The 25,128-nt window shown below is 45.9% G+C and carries 26 protein-coding genes, 7 tRNA genes and 1 riboswitch; of the genes, 7 read left to right on the top strand and 26 right to left on the bottom strand.

Features of this window, described 5'->3' with window-relative positions; translation table 11 throughout:
- Positions 1-71 precede the first annotated feature (71 nt).
- From liaF to ABRS97_RS15490, 3 genes are all read right to left on the bottom strand, one after another.
- The gene (gene liaF, locus ABRS97_RS15500) at positions 72-734 is read right to left on the bottom strand and encodes a cell wall-active antibiotics response protein LiaF (RefSeq protein ID WP_367815306.1); all 663 of its coding nucleotides are present in this window, start codon (positions 732-734) and stop codon (positions 72-74) included.
- Positions 735-900: 166 nt separating this feature from the next.
- Positions 901-1,578, bottom strand: a complete 678-nt coding sequence (locus tag ABRS97_RS15495) for a PspA/IM30 family protein (protein ID WP_367815305.1) — start codon at positions 1,576-1,578, stop codon at positions 901-903.
- Between the two features lie 25 nt (positions 1,579-1,603).
- Positions 1,604-1,909: a LiaF transmembrane domain-containing protein gene (locus ABRS97_RS15490; RefSeq protein WP_367815303.1), complete on the bottom strand. Its 306-nt coding sequence runs from the start codon at positions 1,907-1,909 to the stop codon at positions 1,604-1,606.
- A 160-nt stretch (positions 1,910-2,069) separates the two neighbouring features.
- Positions 2,070-2,221: riboswitch (cyclic di-AMP (ydaO/yuaA leader) on the top strand.
- A gap of 12 nt (positions 2,222-2,233) precedes the next feature.
- On the opposite strand from ABRS97_RS15490, the gene ABRS97_RS15485 reads away from it, so the two are divergent.
- Positions 2,234-3,019: a stalk domain-containing protein gene (locus ABRS97_RS15485; RefSeq protein WP_367815661.1), complete on the top strand. Its 786-nt coding sequence runs from the start codon at positions 2,234-2,236 to the stop codon at positions 3,017-3,019.
- Between the two features lie 124 nt (positions 3,020-3,143).
- The gene (locus ABRS97_RS15480) at positions 3,144-3,470 is read left to right on the top strand and encodes a hypothetical protein (protein WP_367815301.1); all 327 of its coding nucleotides are present in this window, start codon (positions 3,144-3,146) and stop codon (positions 3,468-3,470) included.
- A 211-nt stretch (positions 3,471-3,681) separates the two neighbouring features.
- Here the strand turns inward: ABRS97_RS15480 and ABRS97_RS15475 are convergent, their stop codons facing one another.
- On the bottom strand, positions 3,682-3,897 hold the full coding sequence (locus tag ABRS97_RS15475) for a hypothetical protein (RefSeq protein ID WP_367815299.1): 216 nt from the start codon (positions 3,895-3,897) through the stop codon (positions 3,682-3,684).
- 256 nt (positions 3,898-4,153) lie between these two features.
- Between ABRS97_RS15475 and ABRS97_RS15470 the strand changes: the two genes are divergently transcribed.
- The 3 genes from ABRS97_RS15470 (at position 4,154) to ABRS97_RS15460 (ending at position 5,196) form a co-directional block, all read left to right on the top strand.
- Positions 4,154-4,858 (top strand): polysaccharide deacetylase family protein, encoded by a 705-nt coding sequence (locus ABRS97_RS15470; RefSeq protein ID WP_367815297.1) that lies wholly within the window; start codon positions 4,154-4,156, stop codon positions 4,856-4,858.
- Positions 4,859-4,931: 73 nt separating this feature from the next.
- On the top strand, positions 4,932-5,030 hold the full coding sequence (locus ABRS97_RS15465; protein ID WP_367815295.1) for a dihydroorotate dehydrogenase: 99 nt from the start codon (positions 4,932-4,934) through the stop codon (positions 5,028-5,030).
- A 43-nt stretch (positions 5,031-5,073) separates the two neighbouring features.
- Positions 5,074-5,196 carry a hypothetical protein gene (locus tag ABRS97_RS15460; RefSeq protein WP_367815293.1) on the top strand — a complete coding sequence of 41 codons (123 nt, stop codon included), beginning with the start codon at positions 5,074-5,076 and terminating at the stop codon, positions 5,194-5,196.
- A 95-nt stretch (positions 5,197-5,291) separates the two neighbouring features.
- On the opposite strand, the gene ABRS97_RS15455 is transcribed toward ABRS97_RS15460, so the two are convergent.
- The 7 genes from ABRS97_RS15455 to ABRS97_RS15425 form a co-directional block, all read right to left on the bottom strand.
- On the bottom strand, positions 5,292-6,542 hold the full coding sequence (locus ABRS97_RS15455) for a molybdopterin molybdotransferase MoeA (protein ID WP_367815291.1): 1,251 nt from the start codon (positions 6,540-6,542) through the stop codon (positions 5,292-5,294).
- Between the two features lie 33 nt (positions 6,543-6,575).
- Positions 6,576-7,580: a GTP 3',8-cyclase MoaA gene (gene moaA, locus ABRS97_RS15450; RefSeq protein ID WP_367815289.1), complete on the bottom strand. Its 1,005-nt coding sequence runs from the start codon at positions 7,578-7,580 to the stop codon at positions 6,576-6,578.
- Between the two features lie 109 nt (positions 7,581-7,689).
- Positions 7,690-8,289, bottom strand: a complete 600-nt coding sequence (gene mobA, locus ABRS97_RS15445; RefSeq protein WP_367815288.1) for a molybdenum cofactor guanylyltransferase — start codon at positions 8,287-8,289, stop codon at positions 7,690-7,692.
- Between the two features lie 2 nt (positions 8,290-8,291).
- On the bottom strand, positions 8,292-8,951 hold the full coding sequence (locus ABRS97_RS15440; protein ID WP_367815287.1) for an MOSC domain-containing protein: 660 nt from the start codon (positions 8,949-8,951) through the stop codon (positions 8,292-8,294).
- A gap of 83 nt (positions 8,952-9,034) precedes the next feature.
- Positions 9,035-10,375, bottom strand: coding sequence for a molybdopterin-dependent oxidoreductase (locus tag ABRS97_RS15435; protein WP_367815285.1), 1,341 nt, complete (start codon positions 10,373-10,375; stop codon positions 9,035-9,037).
- A gap of 189 nt (positions 10,376-10,564) precedes the next feature.
- On the bottom strand, positions 10,565-11,800 hold the full coding sequence (locus ABRS97_RS15430) for an MDR family MFS transporter (RefSeq protein ID WP_367815283.1): 1,236 nt from the start codon (positions 11,798-11,800) through the stop codon (positions 10,565-10,567).
- 109 nt (positions 11,801-11,909) lie between these two features.
- Complete coding sequence (locus ABRS97_RS15425; RefSeq protein WP_367815281.1) at positions 11,910-12,284, bottom strand: hypothetical protein; 375 nt, start codon at positions 12,282-12,284, stop codon at positions 11,910-11,912.
- A gap of 198 nt (positions 12,285-12,482) precedes the next feature.
- Between ABRS97_RS15425 and ABRS97_RS15420 the strand changes: the two genes are divergently transcribed.
- Complete coding sequence (locus ABRS97_RS15420) at positions 12,483-13,277, top strand: alpha/beta fold hydrolase (protein ID WP_367815279.1); 795 nt, start codon at positions 12,483-12,485, stop codon at positions 13,275-13,277.
- On the opposite strand, the gene ABRS97_RS15415 is transcribed toward ABRS97_RS15420, so the two are convergent.
- Positions 13,267-14,526, bottom strand: a complete 1,260-nt coding sequence (locus tag ABRS97_RS15415; protein ID WP_367815277.1) for an ROK family protein — start codon at positions 14,524-14,526, stop codon at positions 13,267-13,269. The two genes, ABRS97_RS15420 and ABRS97_RS15415, sit on opposite strands and share 11 nt — an antisense overlap.
- 34 nt (positions 14,527-14,560) lie before the next feature.
- A complete protein-coding gene (locus ABRS97_RS15410) occupies positions 14,561-15,307 on the bottom strand; it encodes a class I SAM-dependent methyltransferase (RefSeq protein WP_367815275.1) in 747 nt (248 codons plus the stop codon).
- Between the two features lie 208 nt (positions 15,308-15,515).
- Between ABRS97_RS15410 and ABRS97_RS15405 the strand changes: the two genes are divergently transcribed.
- Positions 15,516-15,629, top strand: a complete 114-nt coding sequence (locus ABRS97_RS15405) for a YjcZ family sporulation protein (RefSeq protein ID WP_367815273.1) — start codon at positions 15,516-15,518, stop codon at positions 15,627-15,629.
- 77 nt (positions 15,630-15,706) lie between these two features.
- On the opposite strand, the gene ABRS97_RS15400 is transcribed toward ABRS97_RS15405, so the two are convergent.
- From ABRS97_RS15400 to ABRS97_RS15340, 13 genes are all read right to left on the bottom strand, one after another.
- The gene (locus ABRS97_RS15400; protein ID WP_367815272.1) at positions 15,707-17,050 is read right to left on the bottom strand and encodes a GH1 family beta-glucosidase; all 1,344 of its coding nucleotides are present in this window, start codon (positions 17,048-17,050) and stop codon (positions 15,707-15,709) included.
- 86 nt (positions 17,051-17,136) lie between these two features.
- Complete coding sequence (locus tag ABRS97_RS15395) at positions 17,137-18,693, bottom strand: ABC transporter substrate-binding protein (protein ID WP_367815270.1); 1,557 nt, start codon at positions 18,691-18,693, stop codon at positions 17,137-17,139.
- 71 nt (positions 18,694-18,764) lie between these two features.
- Complete coding sequence (locus ABRS97_RS15390) at positions 18,765-19,676, bottom strand: carbohydrate ABC transporter permease (RefSeq protein WP_367815269.1); 912 nt, start codon at positions 19,674-19,676, stop codon at positions 18,765-18,767.
- 42 nt (positions 19,677-19,718) lie between these two features.
- Positions 19,719-20,696, bottom strand: a complete 978-nt coding sequence (locus ABRS97_RS15385; RefSeq protein ID WP_483312465.1) for an ABC transporter permease — start codon at positions 20,694-20,696, stop codon at positions 19,719-19,721.
- Between the two features lie 191 nt (positions 20,697-20,887).
- Positions 20,888-22,513 (bottom strand): response regulator transcription factor, encoded by a 1,626-nt coding sequence (locus tag ABRS97_RS15380; protein ID WP_367859119.1) that lies wholly within the window; start codon positions 22,511-22,513, stop codon positions 20,888-20,890.
- Positions 22,494-24,263: a sensor histidine kinase gene (locus ABRS97_RS15375; protein ID WP_367815265.1), complete on the bottom strand. Its 1,770-nt coding sequence runs from the start codon at positions 24,261-24,263 to the stop codon at positions 22,494-22,496. The genes ABRS97_RS15380 and ABRS97_RS15375 overlap by 20 nt, the downstream gene beginning before the upstream one ends.
- A 171-nt stretch (positions 24,264-24,434) precedes the next feature.
- Positions 24,435-24,513: transfer RNA gene (locus tag ABRS97_RS15370), tRNA-Leu, on the bottom strand.
- Positions 24,514-24,532: 19 nt separating this feature from the next.
- Positions 24,533-24,621, bottom strand: a tRNA-Leu gene (locus ABRS97_RS15365).
- A 7-nt stretch (positions 24,622-24,628) separates the two neighbouring features.
- A tRNA-Cys gene (locus ABRS97_RS15360) sits at positions 24,629-24,702 on the bottom strand.
- 10 nt (positions 24,703-24,712) lie between these two features.
- Positions 24,713-24,787: transfer RNA gene (locus ABRS97_RS15355), tRNA-Gly, on the bottom strand.
- Between the two features lie 8 nt (positions 24,788-24,795).
- Positions 24,796-24,867 (bottom strand) — tRNA-Gln (locus ABRS97_RS15350).
- A gap of 21 nt (positions 24,868-24,888) precedes the next feature.
- A tRNA-His gene (locus ABRS97_RS15345) sits at positions 24,889-24,961 on the bottom strand.
- Between the two features lie 14 nt (positions 24,962-24,975).
- Positions 24,976-25,049, bottom strand: a tRNA-Trp gene (locus ABRS97_RS15340).
- Positions 25,050-25,128: the final 79 nt, after the last annotated feature.

Raw genomic sequence — 25,128 nt, 5'->3', positions numbered from 1 at the left:
GTAAGAAAACTTTCTTCGTAAGCATAGGCTGAGTTTTCTGTAAGAAAACTTGTTCCACAAACATACATGTCTTACAAAACTTTGATATTAATATCTCCTACGATATAAGAGAGAACAAGTTTCACACGATGATCGCAATACTCATAATTAGCCGACTGCCACTCCAGCTTGTTCATCACACCAGTTTCCCGTTCGCCGGAAACTTGTATTTGGCCCATGGTCACCGATGATGTAACGGAAATGCCAATATCATCCGGCACTTTAACGTCCACATCTCCAATAACGCCTTGTAAAATAAGCGTCGTCTCTTTTTGCTCCAAAATGGCTAGAGACAGATCGATATAGGTTTCTCCGATAATGTACCACGTGCTGCTATTGCGTAAAATCCAAGGTTCCCTGCCAAGTCTGACGCTGTCCACCAGCTTCTGCTTTTGAATATACGTCTCATCCCGATGCACTTGCTTTGAACGGATGAAAAACAAACCAAGCGAAATGAGAACGACAGATAAAACGATCATGATGTGGTCCCCGAACAAAATTACGGCTCCCACTCCAATTAGTACATAGCCCTTGCGTTCTCTGCGCGAGCGGAGGCGATGAATCCCAAGCAGAATCAGGACAATCGCAAGAATGGGAAAAAAGCCAAAGGTATGATCCAGAAGCAAAAAAAGACCGGCTCCAATCAGCAAAAGCGCTGTATTCCGGTTACGATGATTTTTGGTTTCTTCTCCCATAGTTGCACCTCCTCTTGCTGCGCCTTATCAATCTTGTTCATCTAAATAGATGGAAATAAACCCTTCCTAGCATACCACAAGAATGGACGGCCTCCAAGCAGCAAATGCTTGCGCTGCTTGATCCCGCGCCTTGCGGCGCCGGCGCGGTTCGCTCCGGGCGCGCGGGCTATTTCTTCCCGCGCGCGTCCTTATCGTCGCTGAACCGCCGCTGTTGCCATTCATGCTGGAGCTTGCCGCGCAGCGCGCGCACCTCCTGCTGAATGTTGCCGCCGGCCTCCTTCAGCGTATCGCGCGACAGGCGCCCCGCTTCGCGGAGCCCGAGCAGCGCTTCGCGGCCGAGCTCGCGGCCGGCGACTTCCAGCTCGCGCAGGGAGTCGCGAGCGCCGTGCTCATGCGGCCCGCTCCGCGGCTGCTCACCAGCTTTAGGCGGCGCTGTGAAGCCGCCAGTCTGCGCCTTTGCAGCTCTTGCACCTCGGAGCTGCTGCAGCTCCTCCGCGAGGGCAAGGACTTCGTCCTGGCAGCTCGCGTATTGCTGACGGTAGCGCACTGCCGCCGCCTCTTGGTTCAGCCTCTCTTGCAGCGCAATACGAGCAAGCTCCTCGTCGCCGGCGCGCATCGCCAGCTCGGCCTGCTCGCCGCGCAGCTGCGCCATCTCCTCCGCGTTCACGCTTTGCTCGCGTAGCTCGAATGCCCGCTGCAACGCCTCCTCATAGCACCGCTCTTTAGCGGAAATCATCCCTTGCGAGGCAGCAGTAGAACCACCACTCCCGCGTGCATCCATATATTCCGCTGCTTCATTCGCAGCAGCTTCTGCCATTTTACCGATCCGATTCAATACTTTCATCGTCCCCACCCCGTATTCCTATGATTTAAAATTCGCTGCCTGGCGAATTCGTACGTTTTCTCAATAAATGAACGCCGTAAGCAATCAAAGCTACAGCAAAAACAAAAGCGATGAGACCTGATAATTTCCCCATCAACACCAAGGCACCCACACCGCCAATCAGCCATCCAATCTTTTTACCGTTCTTGATGCCTACATAACCTAGTCCAACCATTGCAAGCGGGAAAAGAATGCCCATTACATGCAAATGAAAGCCTAATTTACTTACACAAATGATAAAACCTGCAGCGATAAGTAATAAAGCCAGTCCTCGTGTTCCGTTCATGTTCATCCGTAGAGCCGCCCTTCGTTTTCTTCTTATGTTACTAGCGTATAGCAAAGCGAATGCCCCAAAAACGGACCCGCGACTGTTTTTCAACCTAGACCTAGGTCTAGTATCATCTAAGACCTTCCACTATTTGGCCGTTGTTTCATGAAGCACGCTAGTGCTAAAATATTTGAAGCCGAGTCCGGTGCACAGACAAAGTGCCGGTACGGGGGACGATTTACATGGGGTGAATATTTGCTGTTTCTTGAAGCAGACTAGGGAGAACCTTCTTCCCGAACCCGTCAACTAACCTCGGAGGCTCATTTGAAGGAGGATTACCAATTGAATATGATTACTAAGGGGTTAACGAGCCTTGCTTTGTCGATGACAATCTTAGCAAGTGGCTTTATTTCTCCCTATTCCGCACAAGCTGCCGAAATGGACGTTAAAGTGCAAGTTAACGATGATCTCGTTAATTTTCCGGATGCGCAGCCGTTTCTGGACAACAATCATGCAACACAAGTTCCCATCCGCTTTGTCACGGAGAAACTTGGCTATGCGCTCAACTGGCAAAAAGACGGAGATCAAATTAAAGTTACATTGAATAATGAACAACATACGATCACTTTGATCTCGGGTCAGAAAAAAGTACTCATCGATAATAAAAGCGTTGAGATGGATACACATGCAGAGTACCAGGATGGCCGCGTCTATGTGCCACTACGTTTTCTCTCGGAAGCAGCCGATATCCCCGTACAGTGGGATGACAGCAGCAAACTTGCTATCCTGAGCAAAGACGGCAATTATCATTCACCTGATTACGAAGAATTTAAAGCTACAGCCTATTCAGCTGATTCTTCCGAAAATGGCGGTTATGGCGCTACAGACTTTATGGGAAATTCATTAATGCTCGGAACCGTCGCGGTAGATCCATCCGTGATTCCTCTTGGCTCCAAGCTGTATATTGAAGGCTATGACTTTAACGGGCTCCCAGCTGGAGGGATGTACGCTTACGCAACAGACACAGGCGGGTCTATCAAAGGCAATCGTCTTGATATTTACATCCCTGGATCCAAGCAATCGTTAAAGACATTTGGTATCCAAACCATTAAGGTTTACAGACTGTCCAATTAATAAAAAAAACTGATGACTTTGAGATTTTTTCTCGAAAGCATCAGTTTTTTTATTTGCCTATTGCATTCCTTATAATTCCGAGTATAATACTAGGTATAAGATTAAAAAAAAGGAGCTGTTCAAGATGATAGCCTATCAACACCCCATTGCCCAAAACTGGATCAATGATCATCTTGATCTATATAATTATGCAAGTCAGATCGGCGATTCCGACTGGCAACAACAGATTTTACAAACTTTGTCTCAATATGAACTCCATCTTCCACGCCAATTCGAATTTCAATTATGGCAAATGTTCGATGCCATCAACCGGAATATGCTAAAAATATTTCAACAACTTAAAGATAAGAAACAAGACACCATAGAGGAGCAACAATTAAGAGAAAAGGTATGGCAGCTAAAACTGCAGCGTATCGAAATTGTAAGAATGATTAAAGCGAATCAAGTGTAAGGGATTTTAAAAGGTAGCTTTAATAGAGGCTAAGTGCTAAGAAGAGTAGTATGGCATGCAGACGACTGCTTTGCCATGAAGTGTTAATACGAACTGCACCAGTTGACTGGTAGGCAGATGTTTACGTGGGCATGCAGTTTACTGCTCTGCCGCGAGTGGCCATAAGAATTTGGGAGATTCTTATAGGCGATGTTTCATTTAGTAGAATGAATTATGCCGTTGTTTGTTTCATTTCACGCATCATGTTCATCATCATCGTCATCATTTCATCGCATTCTTGCATGTTCATCATCATTTGATCCATATCCATGCAGTCCATCATCTTCATTTCCATCATGTTCCCCATCATCATTTTCATTGATTTCATGCGGCTCATCATGTCTTCCATACACATGTTCATCATCATTTGCATACACATTTTTTCCATTTTTTATTCCTCCTTTTTTTTCCTCTTTCATAGAGTACTATATTTCACTCTAGTAATCAATCTTTTTCTTGCTAATTTCGCATCATCTGTGATATTATTAAATTTTATTCTTATTATACCTATTAATCCGGTCGGTTTTTCCGATAATAATACCCACCAAAAACACTTCCCATTATTAGCATATCCATTCTCTGCATAGGTTCGCATGGCAAGCCGGAAACTATCCTCATTCAGCATGAATCAGGAGGACACGGCTATGCGCAAACCTTTACAGGGATTTTTCACATTCCTTCAACTTCTCACCATGATGTCCATCACGACAGCGGCAATGCCGATTCCGCAAAGTAAGGTTGTCTGGAATGTAGAAACTGATCAGAAGCTTGTCGCACTCACCTTTGATGACGGCCCCAACCCTACATTCACTCCCCAAGTGCTTGATGTACTGAAACAGTACGACGCTAAAGCAACATTTTTCGTATTGGGTCGGCGTGTTCAAATGTATCCGCAAATTGCTATTCGCGAAGTCAATGAAGGCCATGAAATTGCCAACCATACGTACGATCATCATTTTCTCAAACACGTGAGCCCTCTTAAATTAAGGGAAGAGATTGAGCAGACACAGGAAATCATTTTCGACATTACCGAACAAATACCTCATGTTTTCCGCCCGCCCGGAGGGTTCTACGACCAATCTCTGATCGAACTGGCGAAGCAGGATCGCTTTACGGTCGTGATGTGGTCATGGTACCAAGACACGAAGGATTGGAGGAAGCCCGGAGTCGATAAAATTGTTAAATCCGTGCTGTCCAACATTCATAACGGCGATATTATTTTATTCCATGATTTAGAAGGAGACTGTTCCCAAACCGTTGAAGCACTGAAAATTGTACTCCCTGAGCTTAAAAAACAAGGATATCAATTTTTGACTGTGACAGATCTGATTTCAAGGGTGAAGAAGTAACAGGGCATGCGTCCAATCAACGAATGCCCTATGGACATATGCTATCTCAGGACAGTCGGAAAGGGGATGGCACATGAGTGATGCAGTTGGTTACGGCATGACATCTGCAGGCGCCATTCTTGTTCTGTACCTATTGTTAGTCATCATTACACGCGGAATCTTCCCTTACTAATGGGTACGACACTTAAAAGCATGCAAAAGAGGGAGGGAATACGATGTCATATGCAGCTGGTTGCGGTTGTGAAACGCCTGTAGGCGGAGGTGGACTATGGACTTCCGCAGGAACAATTCTCGTCCTCTATGTCCTGCTCGTTATCATTCTACGTACTTTTATCTAATGTTATTTTCTTCTCTCAACAACCAATTGGCCTGCCAACGCATGCTTCTTTTGAAGCAGCGCTAAGCAGGCCAATTGGTCGTTATTTATATAGTGCTAGATATTAGTTACGACAACAGGGTCGCCTTTTTGAAAGCCTTTTCCTCCAGCCGGCAGCCTAATCAAACAATCCGCATCCTTAATAGACACCATAATGCTCGATTTATCTATACCAGCGGGTTTCACCCATAGACTGCCGTTCTCTACGCGCTTCGTTCCCCTCACATATCTTGGATAAGCTGAGGGTTTGTCATAATCAACTTCCAAAAATGCGCTTATCGCCACAGGATAAGGCTCAGCACAGCCCAGCATATGCAGGATCAGCGGTTTCACGAAGAGTTCAAACCCGACAAATGAAGCGCCCGGATTCCCGGAAAGAGCGAGCAATAGCTTATTCCTCCACAAAGCTGCGCTTGTCGGAGTTCCAGGCCGCATAGCAATTTTATTAAAAAGCAGTTGGCCATCAAAACGGCCGAATATATCGACAAGCACATCGTAATCGCCAACGGACACTCCGCCTGAGGTGACGATAAGATCCGCTTGCGGAATAACAGCCTCTAGCGCAGCCTGCACTTGCAGCACATCGTCCGATAACACGGGCATGATCATCGGTAGGCCGCCAGCAGCCTCTACTTGTGCAGCCAACATGTAACTGTTGCTGTTGCGTATACGCCCAGGCTCCATGGGGGCCTGAACGTTTAGAAGCTCTGAGCCCGTTGAGAAAATAGCGACAACAGGCTTGCGGTATACAGGGACTTCACTGTAACCGAAAGTAGCCAATATCGCTGCCTCACCAGGACCAATCTCACTTCCTCGCTGCAGCAAAAGCTCCCCCACGGCAACCTCGCCAGCGATGGGAGTTATGTTGCTTCCAGCAGGAACATCTTTTTTTATACAAACTAACGCTGCTTGTCCCTCATCCTGCATGGAATCCGTCATCTCTAACATCACAACCGTATCAGCGCCCTCCGGGACAGGAGCTCCCGTCATTACACGTGAAGCGCAGCCAGCCTGAACAAATAGCTGTGGTACCGTGCCGCTAGGGATGCGCTCAATGACCTTGAGCTGGACAGGAGCTTCAGGAGTCGCCTGCCGAATATCCGCTGAGCAGACAGCATAACCATCCACGCCTGATCTTCTAAAATGAGGTACAGGATGATCCGCTCTTACATCGACTGCCAACCTTCTGCTGAAAGCGGAGGCTAATGGAACCTGCTCTATTTCCATTAGCGTAGTATGTGTGCGCAAGATGGCTCTGCCTTCATCGACAGAGATTACTTTACGCCCGAATTTCAAATCGCTGCTCACAAGCTTCTGCCCCTCCTGTGGTTCAGCTGACGCTTAACCGCCGATCTGCGACATCCTGCGCAGCGTCGGGGTATGCGACTGCTCTTGATTCATGAGCGCCTGAGCCATCTCATGATTTTGCGGTTTGATGTCAAGCGCGCGGAAGAACAGATCCTCGACGGCCTTGTCATCGCCAATGTATTTCCGAACGTTGAATTCATCAGACCAATAAAGACAAGGCTTTACGTTGCCGTCTGCAGTAATTCTCAAGCGATTGCATGTTTCACAAAAGTGGTCGCTAATCGGATGTATCAATCCGAACGAGCCTAAAGCACCCTCAATCTTGAAGCTCTGAGCCGGGCCGTTGCCATAGACAGCTTCGGATGGAACTGCAAGCCAGCCCTTTTCTGCACAGCGATCCAGTACGGTTGTCAGCGGTAAATAACGCGCTTTCCAATTCTCGTCTTGATGGCCAATTGGCATATATTCGATAAATCGAACCTGAATGGCACGATCGATAGTCATTTGTAAGAAATCTTCGATTTCGTCATCATTAATGCCTTTCATGAGAACAACATTGAGCTTAATCGGCGTTATACCTACACGATACGCGGCTTCAATACTTTCAAGCACGCGACGAATATCGCCGCCTCTTGTAATGAGCGAGAATCGGTCCGCTTTTAACGAGTCCAAGCTAATATTTACACGGGTAAGCCCCGCGGCACGAAGCTTCTCAGCCCGCGATGCAAAAAAGATCCCGTTTGTCGTTAAAGCAATATCCTCAATGCCGGGAATTTGCGACAGCATACCGATCAACTGCTCCAGATTTTTGCGTACAAGCGGCTCCCCACCTGTTAATCTCAACTTACGCACACCAAGTCCAGCTAATACACGGACAACCTCGGTTATTTCTTCAAATGATAAAAGCCTGTCTTCGGGTTCGAACTCCATCCCCTCTTCAGGCATACAGTATACACAACGTAGATTGCAACGATCCGTTACAGAAATGCGCAAGTAATCGTGCATCCTTCCAAACCGATCCACTAACAGCTGCGGCATAAGAGTTCACCTTCTCTCTTTGTCCATTATGGCATATTTTCTAACAAAAACATAGCATGCACATTTAATTTCCAGCTAAAAAAGGGATGTCTTCACCCACTCATCACATTCAATGTGATATTTTCTGGTAATCTTCAGGTGTATTCACGTTCATCACAAAGTGAGTCGGAATGCCTCTTTCTCTAAAAAAATCTTGGTCTGCTGCCGTCCATGCAATCTGCTCGAGCAGACCCATCAATCGGTATCGTTCTTGCACCAACAAAGTCTCAGCGCTTTCCCCGATATTTCGGGAGTAAATGCCATGAAGCGGATGTACGCGTCCATCAATGACAGGTACCACGGCATCGCAGCCAGCTTCGACACATTGCCGTTCCATCGCTTTTGCTGCTGCAGCTGAAATATAAGGCATGTCGCAGCCAACAACCCACAACAAAGGCTCATTTGCAGCCAGACATGCTGCGTGAAGTCCTCCCAAAGGTCCCGTTTGCACATAACGGTCGCTGAAACATTGGACATCCACATTAGAGACTGTAGAGAGGGGTTCTGCCAATGCTTCGGGCGCATTGGTAATAATAAGAACTTGCTTGCAAATCGAGCCCATCTCTGCCAACTGCCTCACAAGCAGCGGTTCTCCGTCAACCGGCAGGAGCGCTTTCAGCCTTCCGCCCATTCTGCGATTGGAGCCCCCCGCTAAAATTACCCCCGTCATTGTCATGCTCGCAGTTCAAGCAAACGCTTAGCGAAGGATTCTCTCCAGCTCTTAGACAAGGCTTCCACAGCCAAAATGCGTTCTACACCCGCGACATTCGCTTTATCATGATATTTGATGCCATTAGCATAAGCTATTGTTACACCCGCTTCATCCTTCTCAAGCAGCTTAATCGGGGGATTTACAGGGATAATCCCTTCTTTAAGCACTCTAAAATAGTACCCCGTATAGCCAGTATCCTGGACTTGTACAGCAAGATCCGCCACATCATAACGCTTTGCCAGCTTAAAACAAGGTTGGCGAGGCTGAGATACCTGGACAACAACTTCGCCAATTTCGAACGTATCGCCGATGCAGACCTCTTGCTCCGATAAGCCGCGCACCGTAAGATTTTCTCCAAACGCCCCGAATTCCAGTTTTTTATCCATGGCAGTCTCCCAGTAAAGGTAATGCTCCTCACAATAAACGCAGAGTGCTTTATCCTCGCCCCCATGATTGATTAAATCCGCTTGACCATCGCCATCCAATTGCACCTTCGACACATACAAAGAGGAGCTGACCGGCGACTTATAAATCCCCGTAACCAGCTCTTTTCCATGGTAAATCATCGTTTTCGGCAAACCAACGTTAATTGACATAATTTCCATCCGGCGATCCCTCATTTCCCATCTGCACAATTAGTATTTACTATACCAAAAAACGCTGGGAAAGTCAGGGACTTGCATCTATTCATACATGCTCTTGATCAACCCGTTGTCCAAGCATCATTGCTATAGCCTCTGACTTCCCAGTATCCGATGTGCTCCTTATCGATCAGTTCAATGCCCTGAAGCCATTTAACGGACTTATACGCATACATCTTGGGAACGATGAGTCTGACTGGACCTCCCAGCTTCTGTGGGATCGGTTTGCCATCCAACAGAACAGCGACCATAACATCTTCCATATCTGCCTGATCCAGCGATAACGCGTCCGTATACACCTTATCGCCTGAATAAAACTTCACGAATTTTGCAGAGGATTGAACCCCTGCTGCAGCCAGCAGCTGCTTCAGCGGAATACCTTCCCATGTGCATTTGTAAACCGACCACCCTGTGACACAGTGAAAATCGCTCACCTGAACCGAACGCTTCAGGGTAAGGAACTGTTCCCAGCTCCATACGCTGGGATGATCGACAAGCCCGGATACGGCGAACTGCCACGTATCCGAAGAAAAGGCCGGAATTTCCGTAACGGTGTAGATACGGAAATTCCCCTGAGCTCCTCCGCCGATCACAGCGGAGGAGTCTGGCAGCGGCTCCGGCGGCGGGAGCATCCGGTTGCCGTCTGACGCGGCAACCTCGGCGGTCGTCTTGCCGCCGGTGTCGAGCGCGCCTTTTACCCACCGGTAAAAGGCGGGACCGACCGCGATCACTAGCAGCAGCCCTGCGGCAAGCCGCAGGAACGATGCGCGTGCGATCGACGATGCCTTCAGCGCGGCGATAACCGCCTGCGCTGCCGAGCGCGCTGCCGCGGCGTCTGACGCCGCGCGGCTGGGCTCCGCCGCCTCTGCGAAGCTGGCGGCGGCTATGGGTTCGACCGCCTGCGCAGCGGGCGGACTTGGGGCTACAGCGGCTTGCTGGGGCCGCTGTTGGCGCTTCAGCCATCGGCTGCGCGAGATGGCGTGGTACAGGGCATACGGCACTCCGACCCAGGTCAGAATATCATGGATGAGGAGTGCTGTATTATTCCAGAGCGGCGGCAGATGGCGGAACTGCCACAAGATCACTCCAGACGCGCCCCAACCGATCAGCAGTGCGAGCACGAACACCAAATTCGCGCGTTGATTGGTGCGCGTGCGAATCTGGCGCCAGTGCTTGCGCAGCATCGGTGCATATAATACAAGAAGCAAGAGCGAAGCGACGCCAAGATAAATGTGGAGCTGCTTGAGGGTCACACGGAAAGCTCCCAAATCTCCCCGGATTGCACCTAGGCTAAGTACAAGACCGGTAACCGTCAAAAGCAGCAGAATCCAAGCATTCCAGCTATGAATGCTTGCCAATCGTTTGCCAAAAGATTGCTTTAACCAGCCTCTTTTTGAATCCACCCTCGCCACTTCCTTCTTCAATCACGCTTTTTTTATAAGCATAACGCATAAACCTTAAAAGAAGCTTACAATTTTACAAATTCAATTCCGTTTTAGCTTTGGACTTAGTATACCGCAGAATTCGAGGCTGAAGCTTACGGATGTATGTCAAAACAGAAAGCTCCCCCGATTTATGGAGGAGCCTTATCACTATGTTTGCAAAGTCACATCTACACTAGACACGGCTTTCTTCTTGTGCAAATTACGGATGTATATCGTCTGTGCAACGCCTGCGATGACAATGATCACGCTTAAGGCTGCGAACATGATGTTACCGCCGAAATGGCTGAAAATAAGCCCGCCTAGCACGGGTCCGACTGCGCGCGACACTTGCCAGTTCATCCCGTGCACAGAGAAATACCAGCCTCTTTGTTCCTCCGGCGCAATAATCGAGATCACTTTTTGAATATGTGGGCCATACAACATTTCACCAATGGTAAATAAAAATTCAACAAAAAGAAGAATGGCAAAGGCAGGAACAAGTCCATAACCTAGCGCAACAATGGCGAATAACAGGTAAGACACCGCGATAACGATAAAAGCCGAAACATGTTCCGTTCGCTTGGCAATCCATAGCTGAAGGGCGATGACAATAAGACCATTGAACGTCACGATGGAAGCAAACACGGTTTTATAATTCTCAAAATGGTTTTGCAGGTGAAGGGGGAACGTTGATTCCGTCTGCGCGTACAACATCGAAACCGGCACTCCCAGCAGGGTGATCCATAACAACGGCTTGTGATCCATCCATTTGATTTTCTGCTTTTGTCTCGAAGCAGCCTTCTGTTCGGCACTCTTCTCCGGCATTGTTTCCGGAACCTTCATAAACACAAGCAACGCATAAGCAAATAGTGCAACCGAACAAGTCAAGAAAATGATTGTCGGATTCCAAGTAAATAGCAAAAGCCCGATAAGCGGTCCAAACGCAGAGCCCATATTGAGTGCGGTATGCAGCAGCGCAAACACTTCTGCCCGCTTCTCCTGAGGAACAACATCTGAAATTTGTGCATTTGCAGCCGGTCCAAACATGGCATGCCCAATCCCATTGATAATGGAAATTACCGCGAACTCCCAAACATTATTAGCGAATATGTATCCGCCTATCGCGCAGGCCTGAATGATTAAAGCCGCAAGCAATAAGGGCTTACGCCCGTAGCGGTCGCTTAAGCCGCCCGCATACATATTCACGAAAATCCCGCAGAGAGGTTGCAAACCTACTAATAGCATAGATAATAAAATGGAGCCATCCAGCTTATCGTACAAATAGTACACCAGATAAGGCCTCATCATAAATCCGGCTAACGAGGTTAGAATTGTGCCAATGACTCTGACCCAAATCGCTGTATCATACTTAAGAATTAGAGATATAATTGGAATTCTGGTCATGTGGTATCCCCCTGTTGTTAATCTCTACTCATTGTAGGGGGAACCTCTTAAAAGAAAAAGGTAAAATCTCTTTACATGAGATTTCACCTTTTATCCTATTGACAAGTTGTTACCCGCCAATTCTAATTTTACGGTACGTATCAATGAAAGAAAGCACATCCACGCGCTTTCCTCTCTTTTTTGCTACTCTAGCCATGGTGACCAACGTGGCCCAGAACTCATCCAAAACAGGAGAATCAAACTCATTTTCTTTAGATGATAACGTTAAGTTATGATAAGATCCGCCTTCATCAGAAATGAGGTACTGCACTTGTCGCTTTTTCCATTGTTCACCGCTTACATAACTCACGCCGATTTCACGCATTTTCTTGCGCACTGAAGTCACCGGACGGGATAATTCTCTGGCAATTACGACGGGCGGACATTCGGCAGAAAGGCGAATCAACTTATCTAATTCTTGCGTGGACCATGGCTTCTTTGTCATCTAAATGACCCCATTTCTTGATCTCTATGTCATGTAATTTATTGTAAAGATTCGGGATAATTTGAGAATACCAAACAATTGTTAGAGAAGTATGTGTTAACCATAATGAAAATGTTATGACATAACTTTGGATACCCGAATAGGATTGGTGTAAAATAAAGAAAACTAAGAAAATGGAAAATGAAGGAGATGGATGAGATGAAAGTGAACATTAACGACACACATATATATGTAGAAGAGCAGGGTCAGGGGGCACCTGTTATTTTGCTGCATGGCTTCCCTCTGGATCACCGGATGTGGAACCTGCAGGTACAAGCATTATCCCCCTCTTTTCGCGTCATTACCCCCGATTTGCGAGGTATGGGGCAATCCGATGTGCCAGTGACGAATGTATCGTTGGACCAATATGCCGATGATATCTTAGCGCTTATGGATAAATTGAACATACAAAAAGCCACTCTAGGCGGCTTCTCCATGGGAGGCTATATTGCATTTATTTTACTGCGCAAAGCACCCGAACGGTTTTCAGCGCTCGTACTTGCGAATACACGTCCTGAGGCAGATGGACAGGAAGGACGCAAAAATCGGATGAACATGGCCGCCTCCCTCTATGAGAAAGGCGCTGCAGCAGCAAGGGATGCGATGCTGCCGAAACTGCTAACGGAGTCAACTAGGCAAAGCCAACCCCAGCTCGTTGATGAGCTAAACAGCATCATGGGCTCGATGCATCCGGAAGGGCTTGTCCACGCTAGCCTAGCGATGGCATTCCGTGGCGACTCTGTCGAGCTGCTCGATTCGATCACCATCCCGACGCTCGTAATCGCAGGCGAACAAGACCCGATTACGCCGATCGATGTGATGAAAGCAATGGCCGACCGAATTAAAGGCGCCAACTTCCAGGTCATACCGGCTGCCTCTCATTTGACACCACAGGAGCAGCCCGAGGCCTTTAATACGGTACTTTTGAATTTCCTCCGTAACGTTACTGCCTGACTAATTGATCCATGACCATCACGGCCGCGCCGATCGCAAGCGCTTCTTCGCCTAGTTGGCCTTTGCTGAATACAACCTGATAGGCTGGATAATAGTATGTCTTTCTAATTGCTACCTGCGTAGCCGTCTGGAAAAACAAGTCGCCTCCCGCAATGAGCGGACCTCCGAGAATGACTTTCTCCGGGTGCAAAATATTTAACAAATTGGCCAATCCAATGCCAAAATAAGTTGCAGCTTCCGTAATGATCTCCACAGCCAGGGGATCATTTTTTTTGAGCGCTTCTAAGACATGCGAATACTTCAATTGATCAGGATCATCGACGAAATGCGTCAATAGGGTCGCTCTCCCTTGCTTTAGCGCTGAGCGCGCAGCTTTCTCAATGGCATATAGGGAGGCATATGACTCTAAGGCTCCATAGTTGCCGGACACATTCCTATGAGCCACTCCGTCAGTCTGAATAATCATCTGACCGACGGAGCCTTCCATATCAACAGCCCCATAGAGCACTTTCCCTTCCGACACTACGGAAGAACGCAAGCCAATGCCCGCATGAATATATAGGAGATGTTTGAAGCTCTGCGTGCGTTGAATCCACGATTCCGCCAAGACGGCCGTGTTGGCTCCATTATCAAGCAGAACAGGAATCCCGATGCTTTCTGAGAGCCTCCTGCAGATTTCAATGTTCTTCCACCCACTTGCCGGGAAGTAGGCAGGCTCCAGTATAATGCCTGATAAACGGTCTATGGGCCCAACCGCACCAATGCCTAGACCTAGCACCACTGATTTATCCAGCTTGTGCGCCGCGAGCATATGCTCAACTTCCTCAGTAATAAGGCTGATGAGAACTTCTGGCGTCAGCTCGGCGCTCATGTTCCAACTCCGCGCATCCAGCTTATTCATCCCTAGATCCACCAAGACAAGCTTAGAGAGTGTCCTTGATATCTCCAGACCGAATACATAGCCGTAATGCGGATTTTTCTCATACAAAATAGGTCTGCGGCCGCCTGTTGACGCCCCAAACCCAGATTCCAAGATGAGACCTTGGCTTACTAATTCATCTAACAACCGGGTCAGCGTACTGACCGTCATGCCGCTCTGATCAAGCAAATCCGTTTTGGATACGTTCGTTTGACGACAAATCCACTCATATATTTCTTTTGCCTTCCGGTTCGGAATGCGTTCAGTTAGTGCTATCAAGTCCACAAGAAGCAGCCCCCAATGATAAATCTTTCTCAAAAAGTTCGCCATAGAGGGGGCAAATTCCTGCCTGCTGACAGTTCGGCTACTTTGTGCCCAAAATCAGCGTATATCCCAAGTAGTCGTGATACTTGTTCACCAATTCATCGTACTCCGCCGTAATTTGCCAAATACGCGGATCCAGGAACGATTGCTTATCGGATAGATGCACGGGATCCGGATACTGCACTTGATCCTCGAACATCGTCTGAGGGAAAGGATGTATGCCTGAGGAGTCTACTTGGGTAAACCCACTGATCTCCAACAGATTCGCCCACTCATTTATGCTGAATAGTTTGTTAACTCCATAGAAGCCGCACAAGGCACCATGTATAACCGGTGTCATCTCCTTAATTCGGATCACTTCCCGGTCATAGAGCTTTCCTCCAGGCTTCAAAACTCTATAATATTCCGCTACAGCTTTTTGTGCGTCGGCAAAGTTAGTTACAGATTCGACCATCACGACATCGAAGCTGTTCGCCTCACAAGGCAGCTGGCACACATCGCCTTCCATAAATCGTACCTGCATCCCCAACTTTTCTGCCCGAATCTTAGCTTTCGCAATCATTTCCGGACGAATATCGATAGCCGTTACATCCAGCCCTTGCTCCGCCAAATAGCAAGCCGTTCTTCCCGTGCCACAGCCAACTTCCAGGACGCGCTGACCTTTTGCAATCGGATATTTTCGCAGCTGTTCGATTGTCTCCCCGAATCCTCCGGGATGCGCATTCCCCACCCCAAGCTTAGCCAACATATCTAAGTACTCGATAGTCCCTGCACCTCCAAATGGCAAAATAACCTCTTTTCTACCATATGGAGGGCTGCTGCCTCATGTTCAATACATCTGGCATTTTCATAAAAAAAGGCATATGCCTAATCCGTTATTTTTCAAAACCATATAGGCGAAAAACCCAAGCAAAATGCACATCCGCCCCATAGGATATACAGTCTCTCATCCGATTCGACAGAGAGCATCCTAGGGAGATGGGGGGTGACATGAAATGGGTGTTGCTACTGGTGCTGTTGGATATGGCCATGGACATACTTCTTCCGCGGCTGTTCTCGTGCTGTTTATTCTGCTTGTTATCATAACCATGACTATGTTTGCTTGGTAATTACAAAGCTGTGAAGCGCATAGCCAAAAATAAAGGAGCTGGGGTTCAACTCGAACCCAGCTCCTTTTACATCTCCATTAAATCGTAAACCAACCGTTTGTGGCTGCCTTCTGATACCAGTAGAAACTATCTTTCTTCGTGCGCTTCAATGTCCGGTAATCCACGTGGACAATCCCGAATCTTTTACTGTAGCCCTCCGCCCACTCGAAATTATCCATCAACGACCATACGAAATAGCCCTTCACCGGGACACCTGCAGCTATAACGCGATTCAACTGCGTCAAATGCTTGCTCAAATAAGCAATCCGCCTATCATCCCGAACCCTGCCTTCTACCGGTTCGTCATTATAGCAAGCGCCGTTCTCCGTTATGTAGATTGGCGTGTTGCCGTAAGTATTTTGCAGATACAGCAATACATTGTAGAAGCCGTCTGAATAAATAGGCCAGTCGATATCAGTTCGCTCATAACCCATGTCGATATCCTCACAATCAAAGAGACCTTCGCCTTCTTTATTCCGGCCGACATTGCCTGTGTAGTAGTTGATGCCTAGAAAATCAATCGGCTGATGAATTTCAGCTAAATCGCCTGGTTCTAAGTGAAGTTCGGCTCCTTTGCTTTTGAACCACTGTACCAGATACTCCGGATAGGTTCCCTTGAATACTGGCTCGAAAAACCAGTCCGTGAACCAGCCGGTCGCTCTCCTGCTTGCTTGCACATCTTCATCAAGCGGGCTGTAAGGCTCAATCCATGTCACATTCGGCGCATACCCAATCGTTCCACCGAAACCAAGCTCACGGAATCTCCGGACAGTCCTGCCATGTGCGACCAATAAGTGATGTGAGATATCGACAGCAAGTTGAAGATCTTTGAAGCCTGGCGCATGCAAGCCTAAATAATTGGATAAAAAGGAGATGCACCATGGCTCATTTAAGGTAATCCAATCCTTGATCTTTCCATGAAATTCTTTGAACGCAATCTCAGCATACCGAACGAAAGCATCAATGGTTGCTCGATTCGCCCATCCACCTTTATCCTGCAAAGCTTGCGGCAAATCCCAGTGATACAATGTGCAGACCGGTTTAATTCCGTTTCTAAGCAATTCATCTACAAAACGATGATAGAAATCAAGACCTTTTGCATTGATCTCCCCACTGCCATCGGGGACGATACGCGGCCATGCCATCGAGAAGCGATACTCCGTGATACCGAGATCCTTCATCATTTGAATATCTTCTTCATAACGATGGTAACTGTCGCAAGCGACATCTCCATTATCCCCATTCGATACTTTGCCCGGTATGCGGGAGAAGGTATCCCAGATGGACAGCCCTCTGCCGTCCTCTTTATAGGCGCCTTCTACTTGATATGACGCAGTGGCTGCCCCCCACTTGAAATCTGAAGGAAATTGTACGGTTGACATCTTAGTTGCCCCTTTCGAATCTTGTTCTACGATAATCACACAAAAGAGCTGGAGCGAAGGGCCCCAACTCTTTTGCAACGAAATCCTTACTTTTTGTTTGCTGCTAAGAAAGCATCCAATTGTTTTTGTTTTTCAGCTATGATTTTGTCAACGCCTGCTGCTTTCAATTTTTCAAGATATTTAGGAATCACTTCATCCGGATCAACCGTTCCTGCGGAAAGCGCCGGTCCATATTGGTTGCCGATGTTCGCGCAAGCAGCAATTTCATTTTTAACTGGCTCACTGTTGAAAGCAAAGCCCAGCGCAGGGGATTTTACGCCTTTAGCGTTAAAGTCTTTGAATTTTTGCCATTTGTTTGGATCTTCATTCGTCCAGAGATAGTTAAGGAATTGGTTGCCTAATTCCCATTGTGCGCCTGGGTTGTAGCCTGTGTCTTGAGCCGTTTTACCTGCTGGCAGTTCAATAATATTCTCTGATTTTTTCACATAGTGCTTGCCTTCAATACCGAAGTTAATCAAGTTATTGAACGTTTTGTCGGAGTGCAGTAGGTTAATCACTTTCATAGCGAGGTCAGGATGTTTGGACGTTTTGGAAATAGCCAGCATCGCACCGGATGCATCGCCTGTCGAAATCGTTGGTGCAGTCAAATCAATTTGCGTCAATTTCGAGCCAACATAACCTTCTGTTTCTGCGTCTTTACCAGGCTTCAAGCCGTCTGTCCACATGAACACTTTACCTGCTTTAGCTTGATCTTTAGGGAATACAGTCGTTGTTGCTGCATCTTTATTGATATAGCCAGCTTTGTAGTAAGCACGAACTAGCTTAGCTGCTTCTTTGTATTCTGGCGTTTCCAGAGCATTTAACACTTTTGTATCTTTTCCAGTTTTAGAAATGACACCTGGTACCGAAGCATCGCCCAGATAATCCCAGTCAAGGTTATCCAAAATACCGCTGCTGCCGCCATTACCTTGATTAGCGATAAACCATGGGGTAATTCCCGGCTCATTTTCTTTAATTGTTTTCAGAGCTGGCTCAAGGTCTTTCCAAGTTTTGATCGTTGAAAGATCAATTTTATATTTATCTACAAGATCTTTACGTAAGAGAACACCGCGTGTGGCTGCCAGCTCTTTATTTGTCGGTATGCCGTAGTTTTTGCCATTAATTTTGGAACCTTCCAGGAAAGCAGGATCCAAATTCTTAATAATATCAGGACCATTTTTAGTTAACAAATCGTTAAGCGGCAGGAATGCGCCTTTGGCAACGTTAACTGTGTAATTTTGCCATGCAGCTGTGAAAATGATATCTGCTTCTTCGCCGGAAGCGATCATCAGGTTTAGTTTATCATTCCATTGACCAAAATCGATTGCATTAATTTTGATCGTTGCATTTAATTTGTCTTTCAAATATTTATTGGCTTCTTCCTCAACGGATTTCACATCTTTTTGCTCCGCACCCGGATAGTAAAGCGTTACAAGCTCTGTTTTACCGCTAGCTGTCGGTGCAGTGGTTGCCGCAGCTGTAGCAGCCGCAGTTGCTGCTGGCGAAGCCGTTGTTTCGTTTGATTTTGCACAACCTGCTAGAACCATACTAACGGCCATCATCCCAGATAACGTGGTTAACAGCGTTTTGTTGCCTTTCTTCATGTAAAACCCTCCTCAAAAATTGTTTATAATTTTTAGTACTAACCTGTATGAAAACCGGGAAAAACCCGGGGCTAGCCTTTTACTGCGCCAATCGTGAGCCCTCTTACGAAGTACCGTTGAAAGAACGGATAGGCGACCACGACAGGTCCAATTCCCACGACTGCCATTGCCATTTGAAGCGTTCTGGATGGCAAGTCGATTTGACCGCCTCCGCTTGAAATCCCGTTTAGAACGGCCGAGTTCGAGGTAATGTACTGAATGTTCAACAAAGTCTTATACATCAAATATTGTAAGCTAATGTTATGGCTATCAGATATGAACACCAAGCTGAGGAACCAATCATTCCAGTAGTTTACCGTGTTAAACAATGCAACTGTACCAAGGACAGGCAACGAGAGTGGAAGAACAATTCTTATAAATGTTTTCAATTCGCTAGCTCCGTCAATTTTAGCAGATTCCAGCAATGCGGTTGGAATTGTTGTAGAGAAAAAGGTCCGCATCACGATTACGAAGAAGGGTGTCATTAATAACGGCAAGATAAGCGACCATACGGTATTTTTCAAATGCAGAATATTTACATACACCAGATACCAAGGAACAAGACCGCCATTGAAGAGCATTGTAAAGAAGATAAAGAAGGCGAAAGCATTACGATACTTCAGGTCCTCCCTCGATAGCGGATACGCATAGAGAGCAATCAGGATCAAACTAAGCGCGGAGCCAACAACCGTTACAAATAGCGATATCCCGTAGGAACGAATGATCTGACTCAAGTCCTTGAACAAAATATCGTAAGCCTTCAAACTAAACTGTTCAGGGAAAAATTTGAACCCATTTGCTATAATCGACGTTTCATCTGAAAACGAGACCGAAATAACTAGAATTAGCGGAGCAATACATAGAATGGCTATGACAATAAAGAGGATATGGACGAATACATCGAGTCCAGTTACCTTTTTATTCAATACAGATGTATTTGACATCTTTTAACCTCCAAAGATTCTGACTTCGTACCACTTTCCGAATTAGAACAATGCATTTTCTTTACTTACCCTTCTCACGACAATATTGCTGGCAAGGATTAGAATAAATCCTACAACCGCTTGATATAAACCAGCTGCAGACGACATCCCGATATCTCCATTGATAAGGAAAGTCCGATACACATAGGTGTCAATAACATTTGTAGTAGGGAATAACGGACCTGAATTCAACGGAACCTGATAGAAAAGTCCAAAGTCCGAGTAGAAAATCCGTCCTATGGCAAGCAGCGTGGTAATAATGATAAGCGGTGTCAGAAGCGGAATCGTAATATACCGGAACTGCTGCATTTTACTTGCGCCATCAAGTGTCGCTGCTTCATACAATTCTTGATCGAAGCCGACGATAGCCGCCAAGTAAATAACGGATGAGTAGCCAACATATTTCCACGTATTTACAATCGGAAGAATCATCGTCCAATAGCTGGACTCCGAATACCAATCGATTCCTTCCAGCCCGAGAGGCTCCAGAATCGATTTATTAATAAATCCGGTCTCTATACTAAGGAACCCGAGTACAACATAGCCCACAACAACCATGGATAGAAAGTATGGTAAAAATACAACTGACTGGTAAAACTTCGATAATAGCTTTTGTTTTACTTCATTTAACAGAATAGCGATTGCTACCCCGAAAACAAGATTTAATACGATGAACACCGCATTATAGAGCAGCGTGTTCCGGGTAATTAGCCATGCGTCTGAGGTTGCGAATAAATATTTGAAATTATCGAACCCTGACCATGGACTACCGAAGATGCCATCCGTGTAATTGATTTTTTTAAATGCAATAATGATACCGAACATAGGAAGGTAGTTATTCAGTAATAAATAAAGAACCCCTGGTATCAGCATAAAATACAACGCTTTCTTCTGCCAAAAATAGCTCACCTTTTTTTTGGGCCTAACGGTTAATTGATCGCGAATTTGTGCAGGTAACTGCTGCGTATCTGCGCTGCTCATTGATCTTCCTCCAATCTGCTCCGATTTCTTCTCTTTTTCTTTTTCTCTTTTATATCCTCATTATAGGATGCCTTACCTTTGCGCTCTATAGCTTATTGTGACCTCATTTCTTCTACTTTTGTTACTTTTTATCTACATTGCATCCATCCTGCGCAATAAAAAGAGCCGCTCCTGTCGGAACGGCTCTTACATTATGAACCACGCTGCTGTTCTTTTCGATACTCTCTAGGCGTACGTCCCGTCGATTTTTTGAACATTTTTGTGAAATATGGAATATTACCGTACCCTACCATATCCGCAATATCTCCTATTTTGATCTGGGACGAAGCTAGCAAATCCTTTGACTTATCGATACGTCTAACCAACATGTAATCGGTTAAGGACGTACCCGTTTCTTTTTTGAATAACCGGGACAAATAGGCTGGATTAAAATGGACGTAATCCGCGATCTGCTCACGCGTAATATCTTCACGTAAATGGTCGTCAATATAGGAAGAGATTTTTTGTATGACTGATGCTTCTCCCTTTTCTTTGACGATTACATAATCAATGCAGCCTAATACAACGCGATAACACCAAGCTTTGAATTGCAGCAAGGAACGTGTAACCGATGCGCTGTCTGATAAATCACGAGCTGGGAACACATCTTGTATTGTAAAGCCCCGTTTATGAAACACTTGAAATATCATATGCACCAGTGCATGATAAGAAGATTCCAGCGTTTCGATCGTTAGGCTTGGTTCAGCCTCCAGCATCGCAAAAATCTCATCCAACTTATTCACAACATCTTCCTTACTGCCGAGATCGAACAATACGGAAATACCGGATACCCAAGGAATGGAAAGTGGTTGTCCTGATGCTTCCCGCTGCATACCGAATGGGATCACCCTGTTCGTCTGCGTCACGTTGTTCCTCTCGGTTTCCAGTAAATGGACATACATTTCCAGAAAACCGCCAAACTCCGCCGCTTCACCGATATAACAGCTCAAATTACAATAAAAATACTGATTACACAATTGAATATAGCGTTCGCAACGTGAAATGAGCCCCTGCATATCCAACGGACGATCCCGCTGCACATAAAATAATACAAGGTTATTCCCGCCACGATCTTGCAGAACTGCGCCCGTTTCCTCGGCCAAAATCACTTCAGCAGCCGCATTCCGGAGCGCATACTCCATAATATCCTCATCCCGGGCGCTCAGCTCTTTTTTCCACAGTTCGACAGAGATCAACACCGGTAATACATCACTCTCTGAAGAAAAATTCAGCTCATACGAAGCGATTAGCGACTCTAGCGACGAACGGGAAGGCGGTATGCGCCTCGCAAGTAAATCCTGCCAAAATTTCTCTTCCAATAATGGTTTATGCGTCTGAAATAACGAATAATACCGTTGATGGACTTCACTAAACTTTTTCGCTTCGCGAGATTCTACAATTTTCTCAAGTGCTCGAGCCACAACCGTCCTAAGCTCATCGTAGTCGAATGGCTTCAACATATAATCGAATGAACCCGATTGCAACGCAGTTCGTGTATATGTAAAATCTGCATGGCCGGTGAGAAAGATCGTCTCTGTCCCTGGTGAATTGACTTTCACCCATTTAATCAATTCAAGACCGTTCGTATTCGGCATTTCTATATCACAAATCATTACATCAATTTGCGATTGAGAGAATCTTTCTTTCGCCTCCTCCGCATCAAAAGCCTCGTATACCTGCTCTATCCCCAGCTCTGTCCAATCTATACCTTGAGTGACACCCTGTACGGCGTAGAACTCATCGTCTACAACCAATAAATTATAGGTCATCGTTCTCATCAACCTCTTCTTCCACATATATTGCGGGAATACCGATTGTCACAATTGCACCGCCCGTTTCCCCATTACTGAACAATAATTTTGCCTGATCCCCATAACGCATTTGCAATCGTAAAAGAACATTGTGAAGGCCCAAGTGTCCATCACTGGATTTTTCATTAAATTTGCCGCTCTGCAGCTTATTCAACATCTCAGGGGCGAACCCAACTCCATTGTCCTTCACTTGCACCCAAACGATTTTTCCATAGTCGCCTGCTCTTGCCATCATCTCTTCATGAACTTCAATTTCAATCACGAAAAGCTCACGGCGATTCATAAAACCATGTATAATTGAATTTTCAACTAATGTTTGGATCGTGAGCGGTAAGATGGAGCACTCGGCCAATTGATCAGAAATATGAATATCATAGGTCAGTTTGCCCGGGAAGCGAAGCTTTTGGATTTCTAGATAATTACGAATATGATTGAGCTCTGCATTCAAAGTTACCGTCCGTTGGGACGTTGAAATATTGAATCTGAAATACTCAGCCAAGTATCTGGCCATTTTTTGAATAAGATCATACTGTTTCGTTGCAGCAAGACTAGTAATAATGTTCAATGAATTTAAATAGAAATGAGGTTTAATTTGTACCTGCAAATGTTTAAATTCGGCTTCTTTCGTTAACAGCTGCTGCTCGTAAACGTCTATTTTCAGATTGCTGATTTCACCTGCCATATTATTAAACGTTCGAATAACAAAAGCAAACTCCGTCGTATTATCTCCTAAGAGTCTAACATCCAGATCCCCTCGTGTAATACTCTGCATGCCTCGAATCAATTTCTTCATCGGAGTAAGGAGAACCTTGCGGACGAAAATGAAATAAAAGAATAATATAAGCAAACCGCCCAATGGAATGACATAGATGGCCAAACGAAAAAAAGGCAGATTCTTAAGCATATTGGCTTCGGGTAAAAGCACTACATATTTGATAGGGACCATTGTCGAGGGAATATCAACAACAAGATAAGAACTATTATTTGTCGAATCCGTTACCGTTTGAAATGGATCCTCTGACCGCTCTGGCAAATGCGACACCATAGATATTTGCGATGCAGTCAGACTCGTTTTAGACGCGGCATTCCCCTCGTAAGTCATGAGAGCTGCCCCACCACCATTATCAACATCCAAAACCGCTAATGGTTCCGCCACGGTATTCGCTTTGATCCAACACCCTACGACTAGATTATTGTTTCTAATTAATTTTATGAATGCGGTTTCATCGCCAACCTTAATTAATTGCCAGGATCCAATCGCTTGTGTCCCATCATTCGGATGAGCTTCAATATAATCGGCAATCACCTTTTCATTCAAATAGTAATCAGATCGTGTATTCAATACGATATCCTTGTCCTTGATATTATACAAGAAAATCGTATCAATCACTTGGAAGTAGCCCAAATCGACCTGGAATCTTGTAAATATTTTTTGCTTCGTCAACATATAATCATCCGTACCGTATTCCATAAAATGCAGCAAATTCACATCAGGTTCCCGTTCATTCACCATATTCAAATAGTTGTTCGTCTCTTTCATTTGCTTATCCACTTGCTTGACATAGTCAGCTAGAAAGTTACGATTAGCTCCTGACACTTTCTCACGAACAACACTAATCGCATATAAATTGTTATATAATAAAAAGATAATCAGTGGAGATATTATAATGACGAACCCGGCAACAAATTTAAAGGTTAAAGATTTACGCCAATTCAAAAGATACCTCACCCTTTTTTAACAAATTAAGAATTGTCCCTTTAGGGTAACCTTGTATGTTAACAACGTCAAGATGAATGTTTCAATTGAATAATAAAAGTATGAATATATACGTAGGAAAAAGAAAAGACCTATGAAATATAACATTTCATAGGTCTTTTCTTTTCGTAATACCGGCAAGAGGACTCGAACCTCCACCCTTTCGGACTCGATTTTGAGTCGAGCGCGTCTGCCATTCCGCCATGCCGGCATATGAAATTTTGTAAAAATGGTGCCGAAGACCAGACTTGAACTGGTACGGTAGTCACCTACCGCAGGATTTTAAGTCCTGTGCGTCTGCCGATTCCGCCACTCCGGCTTGTTTGTGGAGGCGCCACCCAGACTCGAACTGGGGGTAAAGCTTTTGCAGAGCTCTGCCTTACCACTTGGCTATGGCGCCTTAGTAAAAATGGAGCGGAAGACGGGATTCGAACCCGCGACCCTCGCCTTGGCAAGGCGATGCTCTACCCCTGAGCCACTTCCGCATATAAAACTGGGGATCAAGGATTTGAACCTTGGCATGACGGAGTCAAAGTCCGTTGCCTTACCGCTTGGCTAATCCCCAACAAGATGTTTGAAAATAATGGGCGGACGACGGGACTTGAACCCGCGAATGCTGGATCCACAAACCAGTGCGTTAACCCCTTCGCCACGACCGCCACAACTATTTAATTGGCAGGGGCAGCAGGAATTGAACCCACACCAAAGGTTTTGGAGACCTTTGTTCTACCTTTAAACTATGCCCCTAAAAAAAGGTAAGAAATGGAGGCTGATGGATTCGAACCACCGAACTCGGAGAGAGCAGATTTACAGTCTGCCGTGTTTA

The organism is Paenibacillus tabacirhizosphaerae (assembly GCF_040812395.1).
Classification (GTDB): domain Bacteria; phylum Bacillota; class Bacilli; order Paenibacillales; family NBRC-103111; genus Paenibacillus_E.
The sequence above is the reverse complement of the archived record's forward strand: the minus strand, read 5'-3'. Positions and strand labels throughout refer to the sequence as shown.